Origin of the sequence: Paenibacillus cremeus, assembly GCF_007786445.1 — a bacterium.
Classification (GTDB): domain Bacteria; phylum Bacillota; class Bacilli; order Paenibacillales; family NBRC-103111; genus Paenibacillus_G; species Paenibacillus_G cremeus.
In genome coordinates, this window is record NZ_VNJI01000013.1 from 1 (window position 1) to 16,669 (window position 16,669).

Sequence of the window (16,669 nt, forward strand, 5' to 3'; positions counted from 1 at the left end):
TACCCTGATGGATGGCAAGACGAACACGCCAGGCGTTTCTATGGTCTCCGTGAATGTAGTTAACAATGATCAGCATGTTACTGCTCAGAAGAACTTCAAGCTGGGTCAAACACCGTTCCTGTCGAAGCTCGAGCTAGGTGACGTACAATACTCCAACACTGCAAAAGCATTGACAGGCAAAGGCGACACAGCGAAATTTGATTTGAATCTTTATGATCAATACGGAAATAATATTGCTTATAACTCGAAAGACTTCGATGCAAGCCAAGTGAACTTTGTATGGAACAACTACATTGATTCGAAGAACGTGAAGACTGAAATCGAAGACAACGGCAATAACATTCCTGAACTGAAAGTTACGATGATTGACGATATGGACAAACCGGGCGATTACACCTTTACGGTTTCCGATCAAGCAGCAATGGCAACAGGTAAAGTAACGGTTCAATCCACGAAGGTTGCTAACAAGATTCAATTGGGCGATTACAATAACATCATTGCATCTGGCGACCAAGACGTATATATCCCAGTCGTAGCTTTTGACGCACAAGGCAACACTTTGAGCACAGATGACCTGACAAGCGACACGAACCGTTCCAGAATCACGCTGACTGTGAATGGCGCTAGCTATGATGCACAAATCTTGAACTCGGGTGCACACAGAGGTTCGATCCACCTGACGAACATTACTGCACCTTCCAAGAGCATGATTTCGGTAACTGCGACGATTGCTACGCCGAATGCGAACAGCACAGATAGCAAAACGTATACTGTATCTGATGTACGTGTTCCGGATACGATTAAAGAAATTGCAGCACCAGCCAAGGCTTATATGGCAAACAGCTACAGCAGCTTCCAATATGTGGTTTATGACCAATACGGGCAACAAATGGATAGCAACATTGCATCCAACGGAAGCGGCAATATCGGTACCAACGTAAACTATGATGTGGCTGTGACAATGACCGGCGATAACTTCAAGATTACTAGAAACGATAGCGCTGAAAATCCTTATGCAACGTCTGGAGATCCAAATGCAGTTCTTAACAACCCGGTTTACACAGGTGCTAATGAGTGGGATGCACATTCCTTCAAACAATTTAATCAAGGCTTGAGAGTATGGGCAAATGATTCCGTTGCTGGCAAGGAAGGCAAATTGCACATTGCGATTCGCAAGTCCGTCAATGGCGGTACACCTGTAGAAATCACATCCCTTGACAAAACATTAACAGGAACAACAACAACTGAAGATCTGACTTACTCGCTGAACAAAGTTGGAGATTTGTTCAACGTGATCGATAGCGACCTGAACCTTTCGGCTCCAGCTTCGATCAAAGACAGCATGATTTCGCCAACAGGCAGTGACTTGGCACGCCGCGTGAATTTCACGGTTAAAAATGCAAGTGGTGATGTGGTAGCTATTCCGACTGATTTCGTTAAGTCGTTCACATCTTCCAACCCGCTTGTAGCTAAAATGGACAAATCCGGCTCTGGCAAAGTGTATGTGATTGGTAACAAAGCAGGTACAGCAACGATTTCCGCAAGCTACACGGATCAAAAAGGCAATGCGAAAGTAGCTACCACAACCGTGACTGTGAAGTCCGATATGCCAGCAGTTACCAAAGTTGAAGCTCTTAACAAGAAGGTACAAGTAGCAGCAGGAACTTATAACTTGTCCAACGACTTTGATTACAAGGCTGCTCCATCGCTCGCTTATGGTTTGATGAACCTGAATGTTACAGATCAGTATGGTATCAGCATCAGCGGCAGCGACGTAAACAGCTACAACTTCTACCTTGGTCTTGTGTTTACTGCACAGCACGTAACATTGAAGGGTGCTGCTACGGGAACCGACAACGACAAAGTTACGATTAATACTGACGGTACAGTAAAAATCGGTACTAACGTTGCAAGCTTTGACCTGACAGCTACAGCTATGAATGGTCAGCAAGCACAAACAGAAGTTCACGTTCAATAATTAGATTCAACAGAGGTGAGTGGTCCATAGCGGCCACTCGCCTTTTTTCTTTCTCTCTCCTTACACCGACTCCAGCTTCCGTCCAAACATAAACCGCAGTCCCAGCAGAATAAGCGGCAACCCGAAAGCAATAGGCAGCGCAATGCGCGGCCAGTCATGCTCGACAAAATGCATCGCGCGAAAATGATCCTCAATCACCCAGTAGCTGAACAAGCCCAGTAAGACGCTGACCGGCACGATCATGACCCTGTTACTTTTAAGGCCAAAACATTTGGATATACTGACCGATGCACCATAGATCGAGAACATCACTTCAAAAAGCATTGACAAGGAGTACAGCGCAATCATCACCATCTCGTACCGCTGCATAAAGTTCCCGATGTGCGCGTTACGTGCCAGCTTCATGCAGGAAACGGCATACTGGCTGGTCACTTCAGCCGACAGCACGGCTCCCTCCAGAATCGCCCAGATCACGATCAGCATCCCGCTCACGAGAATACCGGTGACACCTAACTGACCGCCGCGCGTCTTATTGTCTTTTACAAATGGCATGACCAACGTGGCCAGCATGATGGAATAAGCCCAATCGGCATCGAAATGGATGCTCGCAAATGCGGTATGAGGAAAGCCGTTCTCTAGTACAGGCAGCAAATTCCGGATATCGAATTCATTGGTGGACCCGACCGTAATCAGCGCATTGAGCAAAAATATAAACAGCAGCCCCACCAGCGCCACACGTGCCATCACCTCCAGCCCGTAAAAGCAGCCGAGCGCTCCAACGAGTAGCGGAGCGACGATAAACAGCACTAGCGGAGCCTCCGGCAGGAAGTAATCCCGCAAGTGATAAACGAGCGTGAACATAATCGGACCGAAGCCGGTCAGAAAAAACAAAAAAATCACCAGCGCCACGATTTTGGCAAACCATTTACCCAGCAGCATCTCGCTGATTGCAATAAAATCGCAATGCGGCTTTTTACGGATGACCAGGTACGTGACAAACATCATCACCGCCCCTTGCAGTGTACCTAACAGCGTGGCAATCCACATATCTTGACCGACGATGCGGGCTAACACACCTTGGGTGACACCAATCGCCTTGTTGAACATAAGATTGACGATCATCGCGATAAACATGCCATTCGTAATTTGGATTTTCCCGCTCATTTGACCCCGGTTCCCGCCGCTTTCAGCACGGCGCTCTTGATCTTCGCTTCGACCTCCACGGTCGTTTTGGCTGCTGCAAAGCTTTCATCCCAGTTCGCTTTGACCCCGCGCCATTCCTCGGGATAGCTATTGCGGAATACATCCCCGAGCTTTAGAAAGTCGGACTTGTACTGCTTCTGCGCCTTTTTAATGACACTTTCAATGCTGGATTTCAGCTCTTGCTGCAGCTTCTCTTCGATCTGGCCAAGGATTTCCTCAGGAGTCTCCTCACAGTTGCTTTCTACAATATCCGCGGAGGTGGTCAGCTGAATTTTAAATTGGGGCTTTTGATTTTGAACATCAGGCGTGACTTTGAACTTCACATTTTTAAATTCTACGGTCAAATTTCGACTCGGGTCAGGACAGGCAACGACTTCAATCCCACTTTCCAGACTTTCGAGAAAGAACAGTAATCCCCGCGTCTCTTTGAGGGTAAGCCATCCGACCATCTTCTCCTCCTTGAACGCCGCTGCTCCCGCCAGCTCCACCTGCTTCAGCGAACCGTGCTCTCCCGGCTTCTTGTTTGAAATCCCCCGTGACACCAGCTGAAGCTTGGCAATCACCGGCTCGGTGGACGGACTTAAGAAGGATTCCTCCAGTGACATCATATTACTGCCGACGGCCAATCGTACGATTTTATTATCGCGAAACAGCCGGTTCACCGCCTCACCTGGAACGACCTCCAGCCCGGTAATCGTGGAAATCACTTCGTCCGGCGAGTCTGGTGTGACCGCGATCCAAGTATTCATGCGAAGTTCATGGTTGCGGGTAAAAAAGTCGATCATATCCTTAATGCCTCTCCTTGCATAATCCTCATGCATGACGATGACAAAATTGTGCGCCCAATACACTCGCCGCGATGTAAAGCGCCCCAAATTGCGGATCGCTTCGAAAATGCTTTTTCCTTCCGCGCTGACCGAGTAGATCGGCTGCCCCGTGCCCCCTGAAGGAGCACCAGTCTGTCCCCTTGCATCCGCAGGACGAATAATTTGCGCAGAAAGCTTTACCATTTCCGGATTTTCCCCAACGTCCAGTCCCACCGCCGTGACAATGGCAAGCTCATTAATTTGCCTTGAGCCAAAGCAAGAGCAGCACAATAGCATTAAACTAAACAGAACACAAGGCAAGCCTACGATCCGCTTCATGATGAACCTTCCTTTGGATCGGGTGTCCTCGGCATTTGGCGACTCCCCATCCGTTCCTGATCCTTTGCAAATTCCGGGCGCTGGTCCATCATCCACATAGGCACTCGCAGGATCGTGTCACGCTGATCGGACTGGTAAAACGGGCTGGCCGGCGCCAAGTAGGATTCGCCAAAGGAACGAATCGAGAGCGCATGAAGAAGGAGGATGAAGAACATCGTAGCAAATCCCAGCAGCCCCATCGTTCCGGAGGCGATCAATAACGGAAAACGACAAATACGCAGCGCCAAAGAGGACGAGTAGCTCGGAATCGCAAAAGACGAGATGCCCGTTATGGCGATGACAATGACCATGAAGGGAGAAACCAAGCCAGCCTGTACGGCGGCCTGCCCAATAATGAGGGAGCCTACGATGCTGACGGCTTGACCGATCGGCTTCGGCATTCGCAGCCCGGCCTCGCGCATCAGCTCAAACGCAAGCTCCATCAAGATCGCTTCCAGCAAAACCGGAAACGGCACGACCTCACGTCCGGAGGCGATCGTTAGGGCAAGCGACGTCGGAATCATTTCATGATGGAACGAAACCAGCATGACATAGATGGACGGCAGCATCAGGCTGATCAGCAAGGCGAAATACCGGACGACGCGAAAAAACGTCCCCACCCAATACCGATTATAATAATCGTCCGGAGCTTGAATGAATTGCCAGAATAACGTGGGAACGATCAATACGACCGGTGTGTTATCCGTAAAAATAGCGACTCGGCCTTCCAACAGCGCGGATGCGACTTTATCCGGCCGTTCCGTGCTCTGCACCGTATTAAAAGGAGATAGCGGAGCGTCCTCAATCAGCTCTTCGATATAGCCGCTTTCCAGAATGGCATCGACTTGAATTTTGGCCAAGCGGTGCTTAACCTCTTCGACGAGCCCGTCCTTCACCAAATCCTGTATATAGGCGATGTTAATATCGGTCTTCGTCCTAGTTCCTACCGTCACAGCATCGAAGCGCAGCAGCGGGTCCCGAATTCGTCTTCTCACATGCGCCGTATTGGTCCGAATGCTTTCCGTAAAGCCGTCCCTCGGGCCGCGGACGTTATTTTCCGACGAGGGCTCCTCCACACTGCGATCTTTCCATCCTCTAGAGCTTACAATGAGCGCCTGATCGATTTCGTGGATAAGGATCAAAGTATCCCCGGACAAAATGGCCGAGATGCCTTCCTCCACCTGGCTGCAGCCTTTAATGGAGGCATTAATCAGGAGCGCGGTTCGAATCTCATCGGCCGTCGTAAACTCCTCGGCCTCAGCGCCTAATTCGATGGCGGAGATTACCAAAGCCTTCAGCACATTTTCCACGACCGTCGAATCTGCCAACCCGTCCATATAATAGCATTGGCCAGGCGTGTCCATATTCCCGCAGAATATAAACTCCCGCTTCTGAATGTCCACGCTTGGGCCCAAGATCGCGGTTATGATGTCAGCATTGTCTTGCAAATTTTTCTGAAACCGTTCCTGCAGCAGCTCTTGAACAGGGGGCACATCCTCACCTCACTTGCTCAGCGGTATAAACCGTACACCGATGGTTGACAATAAAAGGAATCATTCATTCGCTCGAAACTTGACCTAAGGAGTTCAAAGATGGATTTTTATCATTCATGGGTGTACATGTATGTGATCAATACGGAGTGGTTTATGTGGACGGTCGTTTATACGGTGCTGGCGGTCAATATCTTGTCTCCGTTGATCGCTTGGTACGTTATAAGAGGCAGAAAGCTCATTCGAACCTTCTTGCTGCTAAGAAAACAGAAATAACTGTCCCGCACCAGATGGAATAATTAAGGAAATATATTTTCTAGCATCCCTCGGAATTGGACATTTTATGTAACCGGCATTTTTTATTATGACTCTAGTCATAAAAATACTAGATTCCGAATACTAGTTACTATAAACAGTCGGGAGGTTCTGGCGATGTTCCGTTTATTCACGAAAATGTTTAAAAAGCAGGACACAAGCTCCTACGATACGATCGAGGTCTGCGTGCCGCGGTATTATTTTAAACGAGCGGACGTGTTTATCGAGGATATTAGACATTTGAAGGAAGCGGAGCTGCCAGACCTCAATAAATCGCTATTAATCAAAGTCCTGCTGGATAATTTTCTAGAGGATGTTCGGCAGGGACGAGATAAATTCCAGTATGTCGTGAATCTTCGCAGAACCTATGGGGACGTGTACGAGACGAAGGTGACGCCGCCGCCTCAAACCAACAAACCATCCAATGCCGGCACAGACTCGTTTCACTGGAGCTTGACAAAAAAAGGTGGCAGCAACCCGGAGGAAGGCCAAAACCCGGTACTGCGCATTCAAGTCCACACCAAAGTGATCGATCGCGTGAAAATGTGCTTTGAGGACTGGCGCTTACAGTATCACGGGCATTTCGAGATGGAAGTCGACGAGCTGGTATCACTGCTCTTTATTCATTTTATTACGGAGCTGCGCAATGGCTTTGTTGAAGATACGCAGGAGGAAATCATCGACTTTATTTTGGAAGAATGCGACCATTACCAGCAATCGAATATGAATTGAGCATAAAGAATAAGCCCTTCCAATCGCAAATTGGAAAGGGCTTCTTTGCTTTCTATTTCTTCTGAGCCGTGGAAAAGAGAATCGCTGTGCTGCTGATCGAATTTCGGAGCACATCCCGGAAGACCGCGAACGCGACAAAGTTTAAGTTGCGGTTCAAATCGGCCAAATTGTCGGCAAAAAATTGCACCACTCTAGCCCGAAACACGGGGAACACGCCTCTAACCGGGCGCGTCGACCGAACTACCACGTTATTAAACAGGCGGTTGGTTCGGAAGGCGGTGCGGAATAAGGCAGCGATTTCAGCCGCGGTAAGGGTACGCCGAATTGGATTAATCAGCTGCCCGCGCTGATTCCGAACTTGCACACGAATCTGAATATTGCCGATCTTTTTGTTCAACACCATCAAGGTGGCGATCGCCGAGGCTTTTTGATCACCGCTGACCCGTATTGTCATCAGATACTCGTTGTTCACTTGCTGTAAGGGCTCCACTTGCACTAACGGGTCGTTGCCTACGGAGTTAAGCACCTTGCTGAAATAAATATTTTGCGGCGGCGAGAGCTGGATCCGGACGTTTTTCTTTGGAGTGGCCATTCCTTCTGATCTCCCTTCTAAACTACATCTATACTCGATGCTATATATCTTATTGGCTGATAGATTCAAAGGGGAACAGCGGATACCTATTTTTACAAAGAAATGGATAATCCGTTCGGGAGTGGTAAAAATACTTACGACAAACTGAATCCAAGGAGCTTCCAAATGATAAGCAACCGCGAACTCAAAGGGCAAATTGAAGAGCTGACGGAATCCAACGAGCTGTTGACGCAAGAGCTGCAGGACATTAAAGAGATGCTGCAGAACCAGTTAGGTCAGCTTCAGCAAAATAAAGGTCAAAATCAAAACCAATTTCAAGGTCAAAATCAAAACCAATTTCAAGGGCAGGATCAAAAGCAAGGCCAAGATCAAAAGCAAGCACAAGGTCAAGGTCAAGATCAAGATCAAAAGCAGGATCAATCCAATGATTCCAGTCAGCAGGCCAGTGGTGGTGGAAGCCAGAAGCAAAACAACAATAACGGCAACGGCGGCCCGAATCCGATGTCGGTGATTGCGAACGACTTCTTGAAGCTAAAAGAAATGACGAACGATCTGGAATCGAAAATGCAGGATTACATCTCAAGCTCGAGCTCCAAGAAAAATAATGTCAGCGAGGAAGACATCATTAACCTCATACTAAACATGATGAACGGCATGATTGACTGGACTGTCGATTATGTGGGCAAGCAGCAGCAAAATCAAGGCAATCAAGTTCACTAACAGGGATCCTTACGGTCCCTGTTTTTCTTTTGACCGCACCCGGCTCGAATCACGAGCCCTTGCCGCCATCCCAAACACACTCCTCCGCCCGCTGCTCCGGCAAAAACTGTACGAATTGCGTCCTGTTCAGCTGATGCATATCGGATCGATCGCCGTACTGAATCCGGCAGCACAGCTGCGGCTCGATCCAGCGTTTCGTCCCCTCTTGATGATAAGGCCATGCTTGGACGTATCCCAGAAACCAAGCTTGCTCCTTCGGCCCCATGCCGCTCTCCACGATGCCCACCGGTTTATTTTTCACCGTGCGGAACTGCAATCCTACGACCAATTGGAACGGCTCCAGCTTATAGCCAAGAATTACGGTATCGATCGTTCGCCGATGCTTCAGTTTAAGCCAATCCCTGCTCGTCGTATTTAGCCTGTACTTGGACTGCTTACGCTTGGCCACCATCCCTTCCATCCCCTGCTGCTTGGTTAAGGCGAACAAGGCTTGGCCCTGGTTTTCCACAGACAGCGTCTTGGCCAGCACCGGGCTTGGCGCAAGCAGCTCCTCGATCCGGCGCTTTCGATCCAGCAGCGGTTCGTCCAGATGCTCTCGGTGCGTCAGCAGCACATCAAACACGATGAACGAAGCCGGATGGGTGCGGCAGGCATGGTCAATTTTCAAAGACTGTCCGAGGCGCAGACGGTACATAAAATCATCAAACACAGGCTGGCCCCCCTGTAAACAGATGCCTTCACAATCCAAAATCGCGGTGTGTGAACGGATACAAGCGGCCACTTCCTTCAATTCCGGAAATTTAGCGCTCACCATGATCCCGCTGCGTGTATACGCCTCAATTCGTTCCCCCTGCTTATGCAGCAATATCCGTGCCCCGTCCCATTTCGGCTCGAACAAATAATCCTCATCGTCAAACGCCTCGACTCCCCAATCCGCCAGCATCGGCTTAAGTGCATTAAACAACATATTCCCGTCCCCTCCCTAACTAGTAACCAGTATCCCACGCAGCCCTAGAAGGTAAACGGTTTATGTCTATGAGCCGCTGCATAAACTATCAGTAAGACCGTAAACGTTTACGAAGGGGGACATGCCGATGAAAATCATCATCACTGCCTCAGAGGCCCGGCAAAAAGGAGTCTGGCTCGAGATTCTTCGCCTGTTCGGAAGGGATGCGCATGAAGAGGTGTGGCCTAACGAGGAATTTATTTTAACGGAGGAGCAGGCGGTCAAGCTCGGGCTGATCAAAAAATAACGTACGAAAAAAACAGGCCCCCAATGCGACTGGTCGTCAGGGAGCCTGTTTTGCTATTTTCGGTTCAAAGGCCATGCACGGCTTGCCCGAAGCGCGCTGAACGTCAGCCGACGGGATCCCGCTCGTCTTTAATCCATAAGACCGGCAGCCTCGAGGAAAGGCAGGGTCCCACGTCACAAAGAAATGCTTGCACTGATTACAGTTGATTCTCACTGATACATTCGTTGCTTCGCTTTTCATCGGGCCGGCTGGAAAAACTCGATCCACTCTCCGTCCGGACCATAGAAGAAGAAATATTGAGCCCCGTTCGGCAGCGTCGTAATCTCTTGATCGATCAAACGGACAGGCAGCTGATGAATTCGCTCCCACTCCTCGTGAATATCATCCACTGTGAAGGCCACATGATGCACCTTGCCCTCCTGCGGCAGATTGTCGTTGTACCCTTGAATGAGCTCCAGCTCGGTCTCGTCGGATTGATTGAACCCGAGAAACGCCAGCTTAATAACGCCATTCGTATGATCCAGCTTGCCTTTGAGCGTAAGTCCTACAATCTCTTGATAAAAGGCGGCGGATGTGTCGATATCCTTCACCATGATACCGACATGCTCGATTTTTCTGCGTGCCATAGATTGGATTTCCTCCTAATTATTAAGTACCCAGCACTTTCTTTCCGCGTGGTGCATTGCCTTCCGAATCCGGCTCCAAGGTGATGCCGATCGCATCAAATTTCGATTCCGCTGGCGTCAGCTCATACATGATGCCGCCGTTCCCCTGCGCATCAACGCGGAACGTACCGCAGTTTTTCCGTTTCCCATCCTTCACGAGCCAAACTTGATACGCCTGCGCCCCTTCCGTCGGCTTCAAACCGCTCACGTGCAGCATTAAGGCCGCCCCATCGCCCTGCTGCATCACCATCCCGTTACCGCTGGCGCCAGGCATCGACTGGTCGAAAGCCTTCAGGCTCACCTGCGAAACCGGCTGCATCGGCACATTAAGCCGCTCGTCGATCGCCAGCTTCGGCGCATGAGACGCCGCCTGCCTGCTCAGGCTCCATACCGTCGCTCCCCCCGCCAGAAACAGCAGCAAGGCCGCCGCAGCGTAGGTCCAACGACTGAAGACACTGCGCCGCTTCGGCTCCTCTACGGCATCCAACATTGGCTTCGGCGGCAAAATCGCCCCCATCACCTGATCTCTCAACGACTCCGGAAGCTCCACTTCCTCCATCTCGAAGGGGATCGCCGCCCATGCCTGCTGCAGTTCGGCTAGCTCTTCCCTACACTCCGGACAATGCGTCAGATGCTGCTCATAACGTAATGTCTCTTCCGGCGGTAGCTCCTGTAGAAAAAAAGCAAATCGGTCTTCACACAGCTTCCGGTCTTCGGACATGTTCGGCTCACTCCTCTCTCCATGGTGTCACGTGCCTGCGAAGCAGCTTTAGCGTTTGGTGCAGACGGCTTTTCACGGTTCCCACCGGCTCCCCGCCCATCTGCGCGATTTCGGAAAGCGAATAGCCCTCCCAATAAAATAACCGAATCAGCTTCACTTGATTATCGGATAAATAGCGATATGCCTCTTCGACCTGCTGCTTGAACAGCCTGCGGGACAGCGGGTCTTCGAACGACAGCGATGCCATTTCTGCCGTCCCTGCTTCCATTGCGGGATCGAGAGGGACGAGCGCCTCCTGCTTGCGTTCTTTGCGTAATAAATCTATGGATAAATTGCGCGTAATGGTCAATAGCCAGTTCACAAACTTGCCCTTGGAAGCATCATAACCTCTTTCCGTAGTCCATAGACGCGTAAAGACCATCTGCACGATTTCGCCGGCAAATTGGGGGTCTCGCTTGGACTTCATCGCAAACGAATAGACGAGCTTCGCATAGCGGTCGTACAGCTCATGCAGCGCATCGTCCTTCTTGTTCTTGATCAACAGCATCAATTGTTCATCTGAATATTGCTGCACGATCGGCACTCCCCGGGTCTGAAGCATAGACCCTCTCGTAGTAGTAAACGCATAAAAACGGAAAAAGGTTTTATAGTCATCTTCTTACATTCCCGTCTTTTTGGCAATACGTTTTTCACGTTTTTCGAGGAGACCCGGGCATAAAATGAAAAAAGCCCGAACCTCCGTAAGCTGCAACGAAGGTTCAGGCTCGGCTAAAGTCCATTATTTCACGATAATGGTGGCTTTCATCATGTTTTTATGCGGCATGCAGTAATACGTGTAAGTGCCTGGCTTATCGAACACGAGCGAACCGGACTCGCCTTTGGCCAAAAGCGGCAATTCGAAGAGCGGCTTGCCGTCCGCGTTCAGCGCGTCGGACACTACATTATGCTTCGCAGGGTCCATGTTTGTAAAAGTTACTTTGGAGCCTACCTCCACGGTCAGTTCTTTCTCGGAGAACGCAAATCCCGTCATGCTCACTTGATATTCTTTGGCAGCCGTTTGCACCGGAGCAGCGGTTTTAGCCGTCGTCGGGTCGATGACGTACCATACATTGCCTACGCCTTGACCCGTTACATCGCCAGCCTTAACGTCCTTCACATAATAATACAGCGGCCAGCCTTTATAGGTGGTTTGCTTTGTGCCGTCTTCTCTAACGATCGTACCGAAGTCAGCTGCTTTGAGGTCTGCCGTATCCTTCAGGTTCTCGGTGTAGAAAATCGGCCAAGCGTCTTCGCATTTCCCTTTGCATACACTTACATCTTTATTGTCTTTCGTGTACAGGTACAGCGATTTGCCGCGGGAATCGACCAAGAATTTGCCCAGCGCGTCCTGCGAAGCTACACCGACACCGGAATGGTTTATCACATACCAGACGTTATTGACGCCTTGCCCCTTCGTGTCACCGGCTTTCTCGTCCTTCACAAAATAATAAAGCGGAATCCCTTTATAGGTGGTTTGCTTTTTGCCGTCTTCCCGAACGATCGTCTTAAAGTCTTCCGCTTTCAGCTCGGCAGGCACCTGCAGGCTCTCCGCGTAGTAGATCGGCCAATTGACAGCGCATTGATCTTTGCAAGTGCTCACATTCGTGGAATCCTTCGTGTACAAATACAGCGTTTTGCCGGCTTCATCCGTCAGGAAGGAGCCAAGGGTAGCGTCCGAAGCGATTTTGATCGCGGAGACTTTGGCCAATGCGGCTTTGTCCGCAGAGACGACCTTCGACTGCACCAACGAATCGAGCAGCGTTGCCGTACCGCCTTTGACCTTCAGCTTAAGCGCTTCCACGGTAGCCGAAGCAATATGTCCGTTGCGGAGAGCGCCGGCTTTGGCCACTTGGCCCAGGCCGACGGTTTTGGCATATGTAAGGACGTTGTCATAGGTGAAGTCGGTATCCTGCTTATAGCCGAGCGACTCCAGCAGCACCTTATAGTATTGCTGCGCCGTAATCTGCGCCATCGGCTCAAACTTGCCGTTGCCCGTACCGGTCCAGCCCAGCTGCGGGTTCGCCTTCAGGTAGCCCAGCACCATTTGGTTGCTTTCGCTGACCAGCTTCGCATCGGAGAAATTATCCCCCATCCCTGGTCCCATGTACGCGAGCGCTTCCGCCTCCAGCCCCTTCAAACGAAGGAACAAAATCGCCGCCTGCAGGCGTGTAGTTGCCTTAGCCAAGTAGCTGTCGGTCACGCCGTTGCCGTCCCCTTGGATCACCCCGAGGTCTGCCGCGACTTGTACGTCGGTCTTAACGCTGGCTGCTGTAGCTGCCGGTGCAGCAGTGGTTGGTTGATCGGCTGCCCAGGCCGGGAGCGCGCCGCTCAGTGTGATGGCACCCGCGATGAGCAGCGATGCTGTTTTGTTTCTCTTGTTCATACGATTCCTCCTCAAATGATTGGATGAATGAAGCTCCTTTTCATTTAAGGTAACGTACGATCTGGAGAATGGGTTTGGGGTTGATTGCGTTTTTATTTTTTCTTCACCGGCCGCTCGCCGTGAAGCAATTGACGAATATGCTTGATCCGCGCTTCGCAGTCAATATAAACGTTTGAGCCCATTTGATACAAAGAACACGTGGAAACGGACAGCACTTTCACCGCACCCACGCGTATATACGGATTCTCATTGACAATATCGGCATGCACTGGGTTTTGATTCGAGGGGCGTGGAAGGACGGCCTGGAACAGGGAAAACTGGGACAGATTCCCCTCGTTCCCGTTATACGTAGGGATCTCCCGCTGCACGGCAAGCGCACGGGTCTCGGGCGTGAAGCTCTTCATGTCACCAACAAATAACGTAGAGCAAATCGTGACATCCTCTACCTTTACTTGATCAATCACCGAGATTCGCATGAGCTCAGCGTCGCCTACGTTTCTTCGGCCGATAACGGAACCATAGGTCCGATGATAAGCGATTCCGGCGGTGTATCAAACACGGAGGACAGGTTGATTTCTTGCGTATCTCCAATAAGAAACACGGAAGATGCCGAGACCCCCGTGATGCGAACCGAGCCTACCGTCAATTCCTTATTGACCACCTGTAAGATCATTTAATTCATCTCCATCTCTTTTTTTATTTTTAACATACGTTTCCATCCCGGTTCGAATATCGCGCTGTACTCGCATAATAATGTCCTGCTCCTGCTCGGGGGTCAGCTCCAATTGGTTAGGATCGATCGTGTGTGTGAGGTAGTGCTGAATGCGATCGCCCGTTTGCCGGCGTAAATCCTCGATCATCAGTCTCCCAAACGAATCCCCGAGCTGCAATTGGTATTGGTATTCAAATTGCTGAAGCTCCATTGGGCATTGCTGGTCCAAATACGAATAAACCGCCGCCTGGATCCGGGCAAACGATTCCGACCTGGCCGTATTCGTCTTGATCACCGACGCTCCGCCTACGCTTAAGTCGTCCAGCGATTGATCACCGAGTCCGGCTGGCGATAGCCCGATGTTGAGCGTCCCATCCAGCTTCTCCACTTTCAGCTGATCAAACTTATATTCAATTTTATCGATTTTGATCGCGCGCTGCGCTTTAAGCTCCTCCACCTCTACGGTTAGGGCATTCACTCGCGCTTCCAGCAGGCGGATCCGCTCAGTTTGCCATTGCAGGTATTCATTGAGCTGGCAGAAGTACGATTCCAAGTAAGATGGATACATGAATGGGTCCTCCGTTTCATCGCGTTCCAACTGAAGGCAGCGGTACATAGGGCAGCGGAGATTCCGAAATGCTCGTCCCCGCTTGCGTCAATTCCGGAGCCGGTCCGGTAAACCCGCCTGAATTATACAGATTGGATAACGATCGAATCGTCCCCGCCGTCCCGATCTGCAGCACCGAAGAGTTGGAGACGGAGCCAACCTTGAGCTGATGAATGACAATGCTTTGATGGATCGTGAACTGTATCATAGCGGCTTTACACCACACCTACCTTCTCTGTCGTCACGTTATTCGCATCGTTCACGTCATTATCATAGGTGTTCGTATGGCTGACTACACTGTATGTGCGCACGTAATCTCCCGTATTGAAAGACCCCGCTCCGGCGAATGTCTTGACCGTGGCAACCGGTGCAAGCTGGATGGAATCGCCGATATGAACAATGGAGCTGGTACCGACACTTAAAATCTTGATCGCACCTACTATCGCTGGCATCGGAAAGCACCCTGTTTCGGAGTGAATTTAATTCATTATATGACTCTTTTGATTGAAGTATGTTTTTGTAATGATCATGCTTTCACAGGAAGCCTCATATAATTGAACCAGTAAGGAGTGGTGATGATGGCAGATCCTAGGGACAGCAACAAGTCGTTTTTCGATATGAACTGGAAAAATTTCGAGCAGTTTTTCGGCGGCAGAGTTCCGTTTCCAGGAACAGCCAATGGCAGCGGAGACCAGATGGCCTGGGTCGAAAGCTACGTCAAGGATATGCTCAGTCAAGCGATGCCGAATCTCGAAATGGCTTCTTTAAAGCATCATCTGCACACGGAAGTGTTCGACACGCACAACAATGTCATTGTCAAGGTGCACATTCCGGACCGGAACCAGGCACGGAAGCTTCGGGTGCTGCTCAGCCCTAACCAGCTGCGGCTGGAGGGCCTGCCGGACAAAGGAGCGCAGACGATCCGTCTGAACAGCATGGTCGTCCCCAGCAGCTGTAAGGCCGTCTACAAAAACGGCATTATGCAATTCCACATCCGCAAGCAATCGTCCGAGGAAACCTACTACGAGATCGACGTCCGATTTACGTAAAGAAAAAAAGCACCCTACGCTCCAAGTCTCGGAGTTAGGGTGCGTGCGGCGCATAACGCTAATTGTTGCCTTGATTGTTGGAGTCGTTCACATCGGCATCAAGCGTATTCGTAAAGCTGAGGACGGAAATATTGACGCAAAAATCGCCGGTACTGCCGGTCGCCGCGCCGGAATTTGTCTTGGATGTGCTTTTCGGTGTAATCTGGAGCACATCGCCAAACGTCACTTCTCCGCTCGCGCCTGTGATTTTGATGGGGGCTACAATAATGGCAGGCATAGAGTCCTCTCCCTTCTTCTACGTTCCAGGCGGAGAAGTCCGACCAATGGGAACGCGTCGGACTTCTCCGCCTAAGTACTTCATATATATGTGGGCGGCGCATAAAAATCACAAGAAAAGCAAAAAATCCCCGAAACGGGGATTTTTCATCTTAGCCCTATGTATGCCGAAGACCGGGGTCGAACCGGTACGGTAGTCACCTACCGCAGGATTTTAAGTCCTGTGCGTCTGCCTATTCCGCCACTCCGGCAGAACCAATTGTGGTGGGCCCTGAGGGACTCGAACCCCCGACCAATCGGTTATGAGCCGACCGCTCTAACCAACTGAGCTAAGGGCCCACAATGTATGTTTTGCGCGATTACATGGTAGAGCAAAACTAAAGAAATTGGTTGCGGGGGCAGGATTTGAACCTGCGGCCTTCGGGTTATGAGCCCGACGAGCTACCGGGCTGCTCCACCCCGCGTCAAATAAGGCTTGTCACCGTTAACAGCGACAACGTTAAATATACACTAAACAAAACATCATAGTCAAGGAAAATGTTTTAAATTTTATACCATGTAGCGAACGCCGAACTTGCCCTTCTTGGAACGGAAGACCTCGACCTCGGATGGGCATTCATACCCGTAGATCCACCAGTCCTCTTCCATCCGTTTCGCTAAGCAGCCGGCTTGAAATTTACTGTCGTATAGCTTTACCCAATAGATCCAGTTCATGCTCCTCACTCCGCTTGAATAATGAATAGATAGTCC

At 50.3% G+C, this 16,669-nt stretch carries 21 protein-coding genes, 3 tRNA genes and 1 pseudogene; 6 read left to right on the forward strand and 19 right to left on the reverse strand.

Annotation, left to right across the window (positions count from 1 at the left end; all coding sequences use genetic code 11):
- Positions 1 to 1,978: pseudogene (locus tag FPZ49_RS35690) on the forward strand (hypothetical protein); the annotation flags it as partial.
- A 60-nt stretch (positions 1,979 to 2,038) separates the two neighbouring features.
- On the opposite strand, the gene FPZ49_RS12255 reads toward FPZ49_RS35690, so the two are convergent.
- From FPZ49_RS12255 to FPZ49_RS12265, 3 genes are read right to left on the reverse strand one after another with little or no spacing between them, the layout of a single operon-like run.
- Entirely contained in the window at positions 2,039 to 3,142 is a 1,104-nt protein-coding gene (locus tag FPZ49_RS12255; protein ID WP_144847032.1) for a GerAB/ArcD/ProY family transporter, read from the reverse strand.
- Positions 3,139 to 4,326: a Ger(x)C family spore germination protein gene (locus FPZ49_RS12260; RefSeq protein WP_144847034.1), complete on the reverse strand. Its 1,188-nt coding sequence runs from the start codon at positions 4,324 to 4,326 to the stop codon at positions 3,139 to 3,141. Before FPZ49_RS12260 ends, FPZ49_RS12255 begins: the two co-directional genes overlap by 4 nt.
- A complete protein-coding gene (locus FPZ49_RS12265; protein WP_261381371.1) occupies positions 4,323 to 5,858 on the reverse strand; it encodes a spore germination protein in 1,536 nt (511 codons plus the stop codon). Before FPZ49_RS12265 ends, FPZ49_RS12260 begins: the two co-directional genes overlap by 4 nt.
- A 99-nt stretch (positions 5,859 to 5,957) precedes the next feature.
- On the opposite strand from FPZ49_RS12265, the gene FPZ49_RS35695 reads away from it, so the two are divergent.
- On the forward strand, positions 5,958 to 6,131 hold the full coding sequence (locus FPZ49_RS35695) for a hypothetical protein (protein ID WP_186445792.1): 174 nt from the start codon (positions 5,958 to 5,960) through the stop codon (positions 6,129 to 6,131).
- Between the two features lie 156 nt (positions 6,132 to 6,287).
- The gene (locus FPZ49_RS12270) at positions 6,288 to 6,902 is read left to right on the forward strand and encodes a hypothetical protein (RefSeq protein WP_144847036.1); all 615 of its coding nucleotides are present in this window, start codon (positions 6,288 to 6,290) and stop codon (positions 6,900 to 6,902) included.
- 52 nt (positions 6,903 to 6,954) lie between these two features.
- On the opposite strand, the gene FPZ49_RS12275 is transcribed toward FPZ49_RS12270, so the two are convergent.
- Positions 6,955 to 7,494 (reverse strand): hypothetical protein, encoded by a 540-nt coding sequence (locus FPZ49_RS12275; protein ID WP_144847038.1) that lies wholly within the window; start codon positions 7,492 to 7,494, stop codon positions 6,955 to 6,957.
- 165 nt (positions 7,495 to 7,659) lie between these two features.
- On the opposite strand from FPZ49_RS12275, the gene FPZ49_RS12280 reads away from it, so the two are divergent.
- On the forward strand, positions 7,660 to 8,214 hold the full coding sequence (locus FPZ49_RS12280) for a hypothetical protein (RefSeq protein ID WP_144847040.1): 555 nt from the start codon (positions 7,660 to 7,662) through the stop codon (positions 8,212 to 8,214).
- Positions 8,215 to 8,263: 49 nt separating this feature from the next.
- Here FPZ49_RS12280 and FPZ49_RS12285 read toward each other — a convergent pair whose 3' ends face one another.
- Positions 8,264 to 9,181 (reverse strand): ATP-dependent DNA ligase, encoded by a 918-nt coding sequence (locus FPZ49_RS12285; RefSeq protein ID WP_144847042.1) that lies wholly within the window; start codon positions 9,179 to 9,181, stop codon positions 8,264 to 8,266.
- 127 nt (positions 9,182 to 9,308) lie between these two features.
- Between FPZ49_RS12285 and FPZ49_RS35700 the strand changes: the two genes are divergently transcribed.
- Entirely contained in the window at positions 9,309 to 9,467 is a 159-nt protein-coding gene (locus FPZ49_RS35700; RefSeq protein WP_186445793.1) for a hypothetical protein, read from the forward strand.
- A gap of 236 nt (positions 9,468 to 9,703) precedes the next feature.
- Here the strand turns inward: FPZ49_RS35700 and FPZ49_RS12295 are convergent, their stop codons facing one another.
- The 9 genes from FPZ49_RS12295 to FPZ49_RS12335 form a co-directional block, all read right to left on the reverse strand.
- A complete protein-coding gene (locus FPZ49_RS12295; protein ID WP_144847044.1) occupies positions 9,704 to 10,093 on the reverse strand; it encodes a VOC family protein in 390 nt (129 codons plus the stop codon).
- A 22-nt stretch (positions 10,094 to 10,115) separates the two neighbouring features.
- Positions 10,116 to 10,853: an anti-sigma factor gene (locus FPZ49_RS12300; protein ID WP_144847046.1), complete on the reverse strand. Its 738-nt coding sequence runs from the start codon at positions 10,851 to 10,853 to the stop codon at positions 10,116 to 10,118.
- A 7-nt stretch (positions 10,854 to 10,860) separates the two neighbouring features.
- On the reverse strand, positions 10,861 to 11,427 hold the full coding sequence (locus FPZ49_RS12305; RefSeq protein WP_144847048.1) for an RNA polymerase sigma factor: 567 nt from the start codon (positions 11,425 to 11,427) through the stop codon (positions 10,861 to 10,863).
- Positions 11,428 to 11,631: 204 nt separating this feature from the next.
- Positions 11,632 to 13,275 carry a plastocyanin/azurin family copper-binding protein gene (locus FPZ49_RS12310; RefSeq protein ID WP_144847050.1) on the reverse strand — a complete coding sequence of 548 codons (1,644 nt, stop codon included), beginning with the start codon at positions 13,273 to 13,275 and terminating at the stop codon, positions 11,632 to 11,634.
- A gap of 92 nt (positions 13,276 to 13,367) precedes the next feature.
- A complete protein-coding gene (locus tag FPZ49_RS12315) occupies positions 13,368 to 13,751 on the reverse strand; it encodes a spore germination protein GerPE (protein WP_144847052.1) in 384 nt (127 codons plus the stop codon).
- A 14-nt stretch (positions 13,752 to 13,765) separates the two neighbouring features.
- Positions 13,766 to 13,948 (reverse strand): spore gernimation protein GerPD, encoded by a 183-nt coding sequence (locus FPZ49_RS12320; protein ID WP_144847054.1) that lies wholly within the window; start codon positions 13,946 to 13,948, stop codon positions 13,766 to 13,768.
- Positions 13,926 to 14,555 (reverse strand): spore germination protein GerPC, encoded by a 630-nt coding sequence (gene gerPC / locus FPZ49_RS12325; RefSeq protein ID WP_144847056.1) that lies wholly within the window; start codon positions 14,553 to 14,555, stop codon positions 13,926 to 13,928. The genes FPZ49_RS12320 and gerPC overlap by 23 nt, the downstream gene beginning before the upstream one ends.
- Positions 14,556 to 14,571: 16 nt before the next feature.
- Positions 14,572 to 14,799: a spore germination protein GerPB gene (locus FPZ49_RS12330; protein ID WP_144847306.1), complete on the reverse strand. Its 228-nt coding sequence runs from the start codon at positions 14,797 to 14,799 to the stop codon at positions 14,572 to 14,574.
- A gap of 10 nt (positions 14,800 to 14,809) precedes the next feature.
- On the reverse strand, positions 14,810 to 15,046 hold the full coding sequence (locus FPZ49_RS12335; RefSeq protein WP_144847058.1) for a spore germination protein: 237 nt from the start codon (positions 15,044 to 15,046) through the stop codon (positions 14,810 to 14,812).
- A 126-nt stretch (positions 15,047 to 15,172) separates the two neighbouring features.
- Between FPZ49_RS12335 and FPZ49_RS12340 the strand changes: the two genes are divergently transcribed.
- Entirely contained in the window at positions 15,173 to 15,643 is a 471-nt protein-coding gene (locus FPZ49_RS12340; protein WP_144847308.1) for an Hsp20/alpha crystallin family protein, read from the forward strand.
- Between the two features lie 58 nt (positions 15,644 to 15,701).
- Here the strand turns inward: FPZ49_RS12340 and FPZ49_RS12345 are convergent, their stop codons facing one another.
- The 5 genes from FPZ49_RS12345 to FPZ49_RS35705 form a co-directional block, all read right to left on the reverse strand.
- Positions 15,702 to 15,920 (reverse strand): spore germination protein, encoded by a 219-nt coding sequence (locus FPZ49_RS12345; protein ID WP_144847060.1) that lies wholly within the window; start codon positions 15,918 to 15,920, stop codon positions 15,702 to 15,704.
- A 164-nt stretch (positions 15,921 to 16,084) separates the two neighbouring features.
- Positions 16,085 to 16,170: transfer RNA gene (locus tag FPZ49_RS12350), tRNA-Leu, on the reverse strand.
- A gap of 11 nt (positions 16,171 to 16,181) precedes the next feature.
- Positions 16,182 to 16,258, reverse strand: a tRNA-Ile gene (locus tag FPZ49_RS12355).
- A 48-nt stretch (positions 16,259 to 16,306) separates the two neighbouring features.
- Positions 16,307 to 16,383 (reverse strand) — tRNA-Met (locus FPZ49_RS12360).
- An 85-nt stretch (positions 16,384 to 16,468) separates the two neighbouring features.
- Positions 16,469 to 16,633 carry a hypothetical protein gene (locus tag FPZ49_RS35705; RefSeq protein ID WP_186445795.1) on the reverse strand — a complete coding sequence of 55 codons (165 nt, stop codon included), beginning with the start codon at positions 16,631 to 16,633 and terminating at the stop codon, positions 16,469 to 16,471.
- Between the last annotated feature and the right edge of the window lie 36 nt (positions 16,634 to 16,669).

What these genes read in the sequence shown, in the direction of transcription:
- FPZ49_RS12320 (WP_144847054.1), bottom strand. Translation starts at nt 13,948, where the DNA reads ATGATCTTACAGGTGGTCAATAAGGAATTGACGGTAGGCTCGGTTCGC.
- FPZ49_RS12255 (WP_144847032.1), bottom strand. Translation starts at nt 3,142, where the DNA reads ATGAGCGGGAAAATCCAAATTACGAATGGCATGTTTATCGCGATGATC.
- FPZ49_RS12310 (WP_144847050.1), bottom strand. Translation starts at nt 13,275, where the DNA reads ATGAACAAGAGAAACAAAACAGCATCGCTGCTCATCGCGGGTGCCATC.
- FPZ49_RS12340 (WP_144847308.1), top strand. Translation starts at nt 15,173, where the DNA reads ATGGCAGATCCTAGGGACAGCAACAAGTCGTTTTTCGATATGAACTGG.
- FPZ49_RS12285 (WP_144847042.1), bottom strand. Translation starts at nt 9,181, where the DNA reads ATGTTGTTTAATGCACTTAAGCCGATGCTGGCGGATTGGGGAGTCGAG.
- FPZ49_RS12270 (WP_144847036.1), top strand. Translation starts at nt 6,288, where the DNA reads ATGTTCCGTTTATTCACGAAAATGTTTAAAAAGCAGGACACAAGCTCC.
- FPZ49_RS12275 (WP_144847038.1), bottom strand. Translation starts at nt 7,494, where the DNA reads ATGGCCACTCCAAAGAAAAACGTCCGGATCCAGCTCTCGCCGCCGCAA.
- gerPC (WP_144847056.1), bottom strand. Translation starts at nt 14,555, where the DNA reads ATGTATCCATCTTACTTGGAATCGTACTTCTGCCAGCTCAATGAATAC.
- FPZ49_RS12335 (WP_144847058.1), bottom strand. Translation starts at nt 15,046, where the DNA reads ATGCCAGCGATAGTAGGTGCGATCAAGATTTTAAGTGTCGGTACCAGC.
- FPZ49_RS12300 (WP_144847046.1), bottom strand. Translation starts at nt 10,853, where the DNA reads ATGTCCGAAGACCGGAAGCTGTGTGAAGACCGATTTGCTTTTTTTCTA.
- FPZ49_RS12345 (WP_144847060.1), bottom strand. Translation starts at nt 15,920, where the DNA reads ATGCCTGCCATTATTGTAGCCCCCATCAAAATCACAGGCGCGAGCGGA.
- FPZ49_RS35700 (WP_186445793.1), top strand. Translation starts at nt 9,309, where the DNA reads ATGAAAATCATCATCACTGCCTCAGAGGCCCGGCAAAAAGGAGTCTGG.
- FPZ49_RS12260 (WP_144847034.1), bottom strand. Translation starts at nt 4,326, where the DNA reads ATGAAGCGGATCGTAGGCTTGCCTTGTGTTCTGTTTAGTTTAATGCTA.
- FPZ49_RS35705 (WP_186445795.1), bottom strand. Translation starts at nt 16,633, where the DNA reads ATGAACTGGATCTATTGGGTAAAGCTATACGACAGTAAATTTCAAGCC.
- FPZ49_RS12280 (WP_144847040.1), top strand. Translation starts at nt 7,660, where the DNA reads ATGATAAGCAACCGCGAACTCAAAGGGCAAATTGAAGAGCTGACGGAA.
- FPZ49_RS35695 (WP_186445792.1), top strand. Translation starts at nt 5,958, where the DNA reads ATGGATTTTTATCATTCATGGGTGTACATGTATGTGATCAATACGGAG.
- FPZ49_RS12295 (WP_144847044.1), bottom strand. Translation starts at nt 10,093, where the DNA reads ATGGCACGCAGAAAAATCGAGCATGTCGGTATCATGGTGAAGGATATC.
- FPZ49_RS12315 (WP_144847052.1), bottom strand. Translation starts at nt 13,751, where the DNA reads ATGCGAATCTCGGTGATTGATCAAGTAAAGGTAGAGGATGTCACGATT.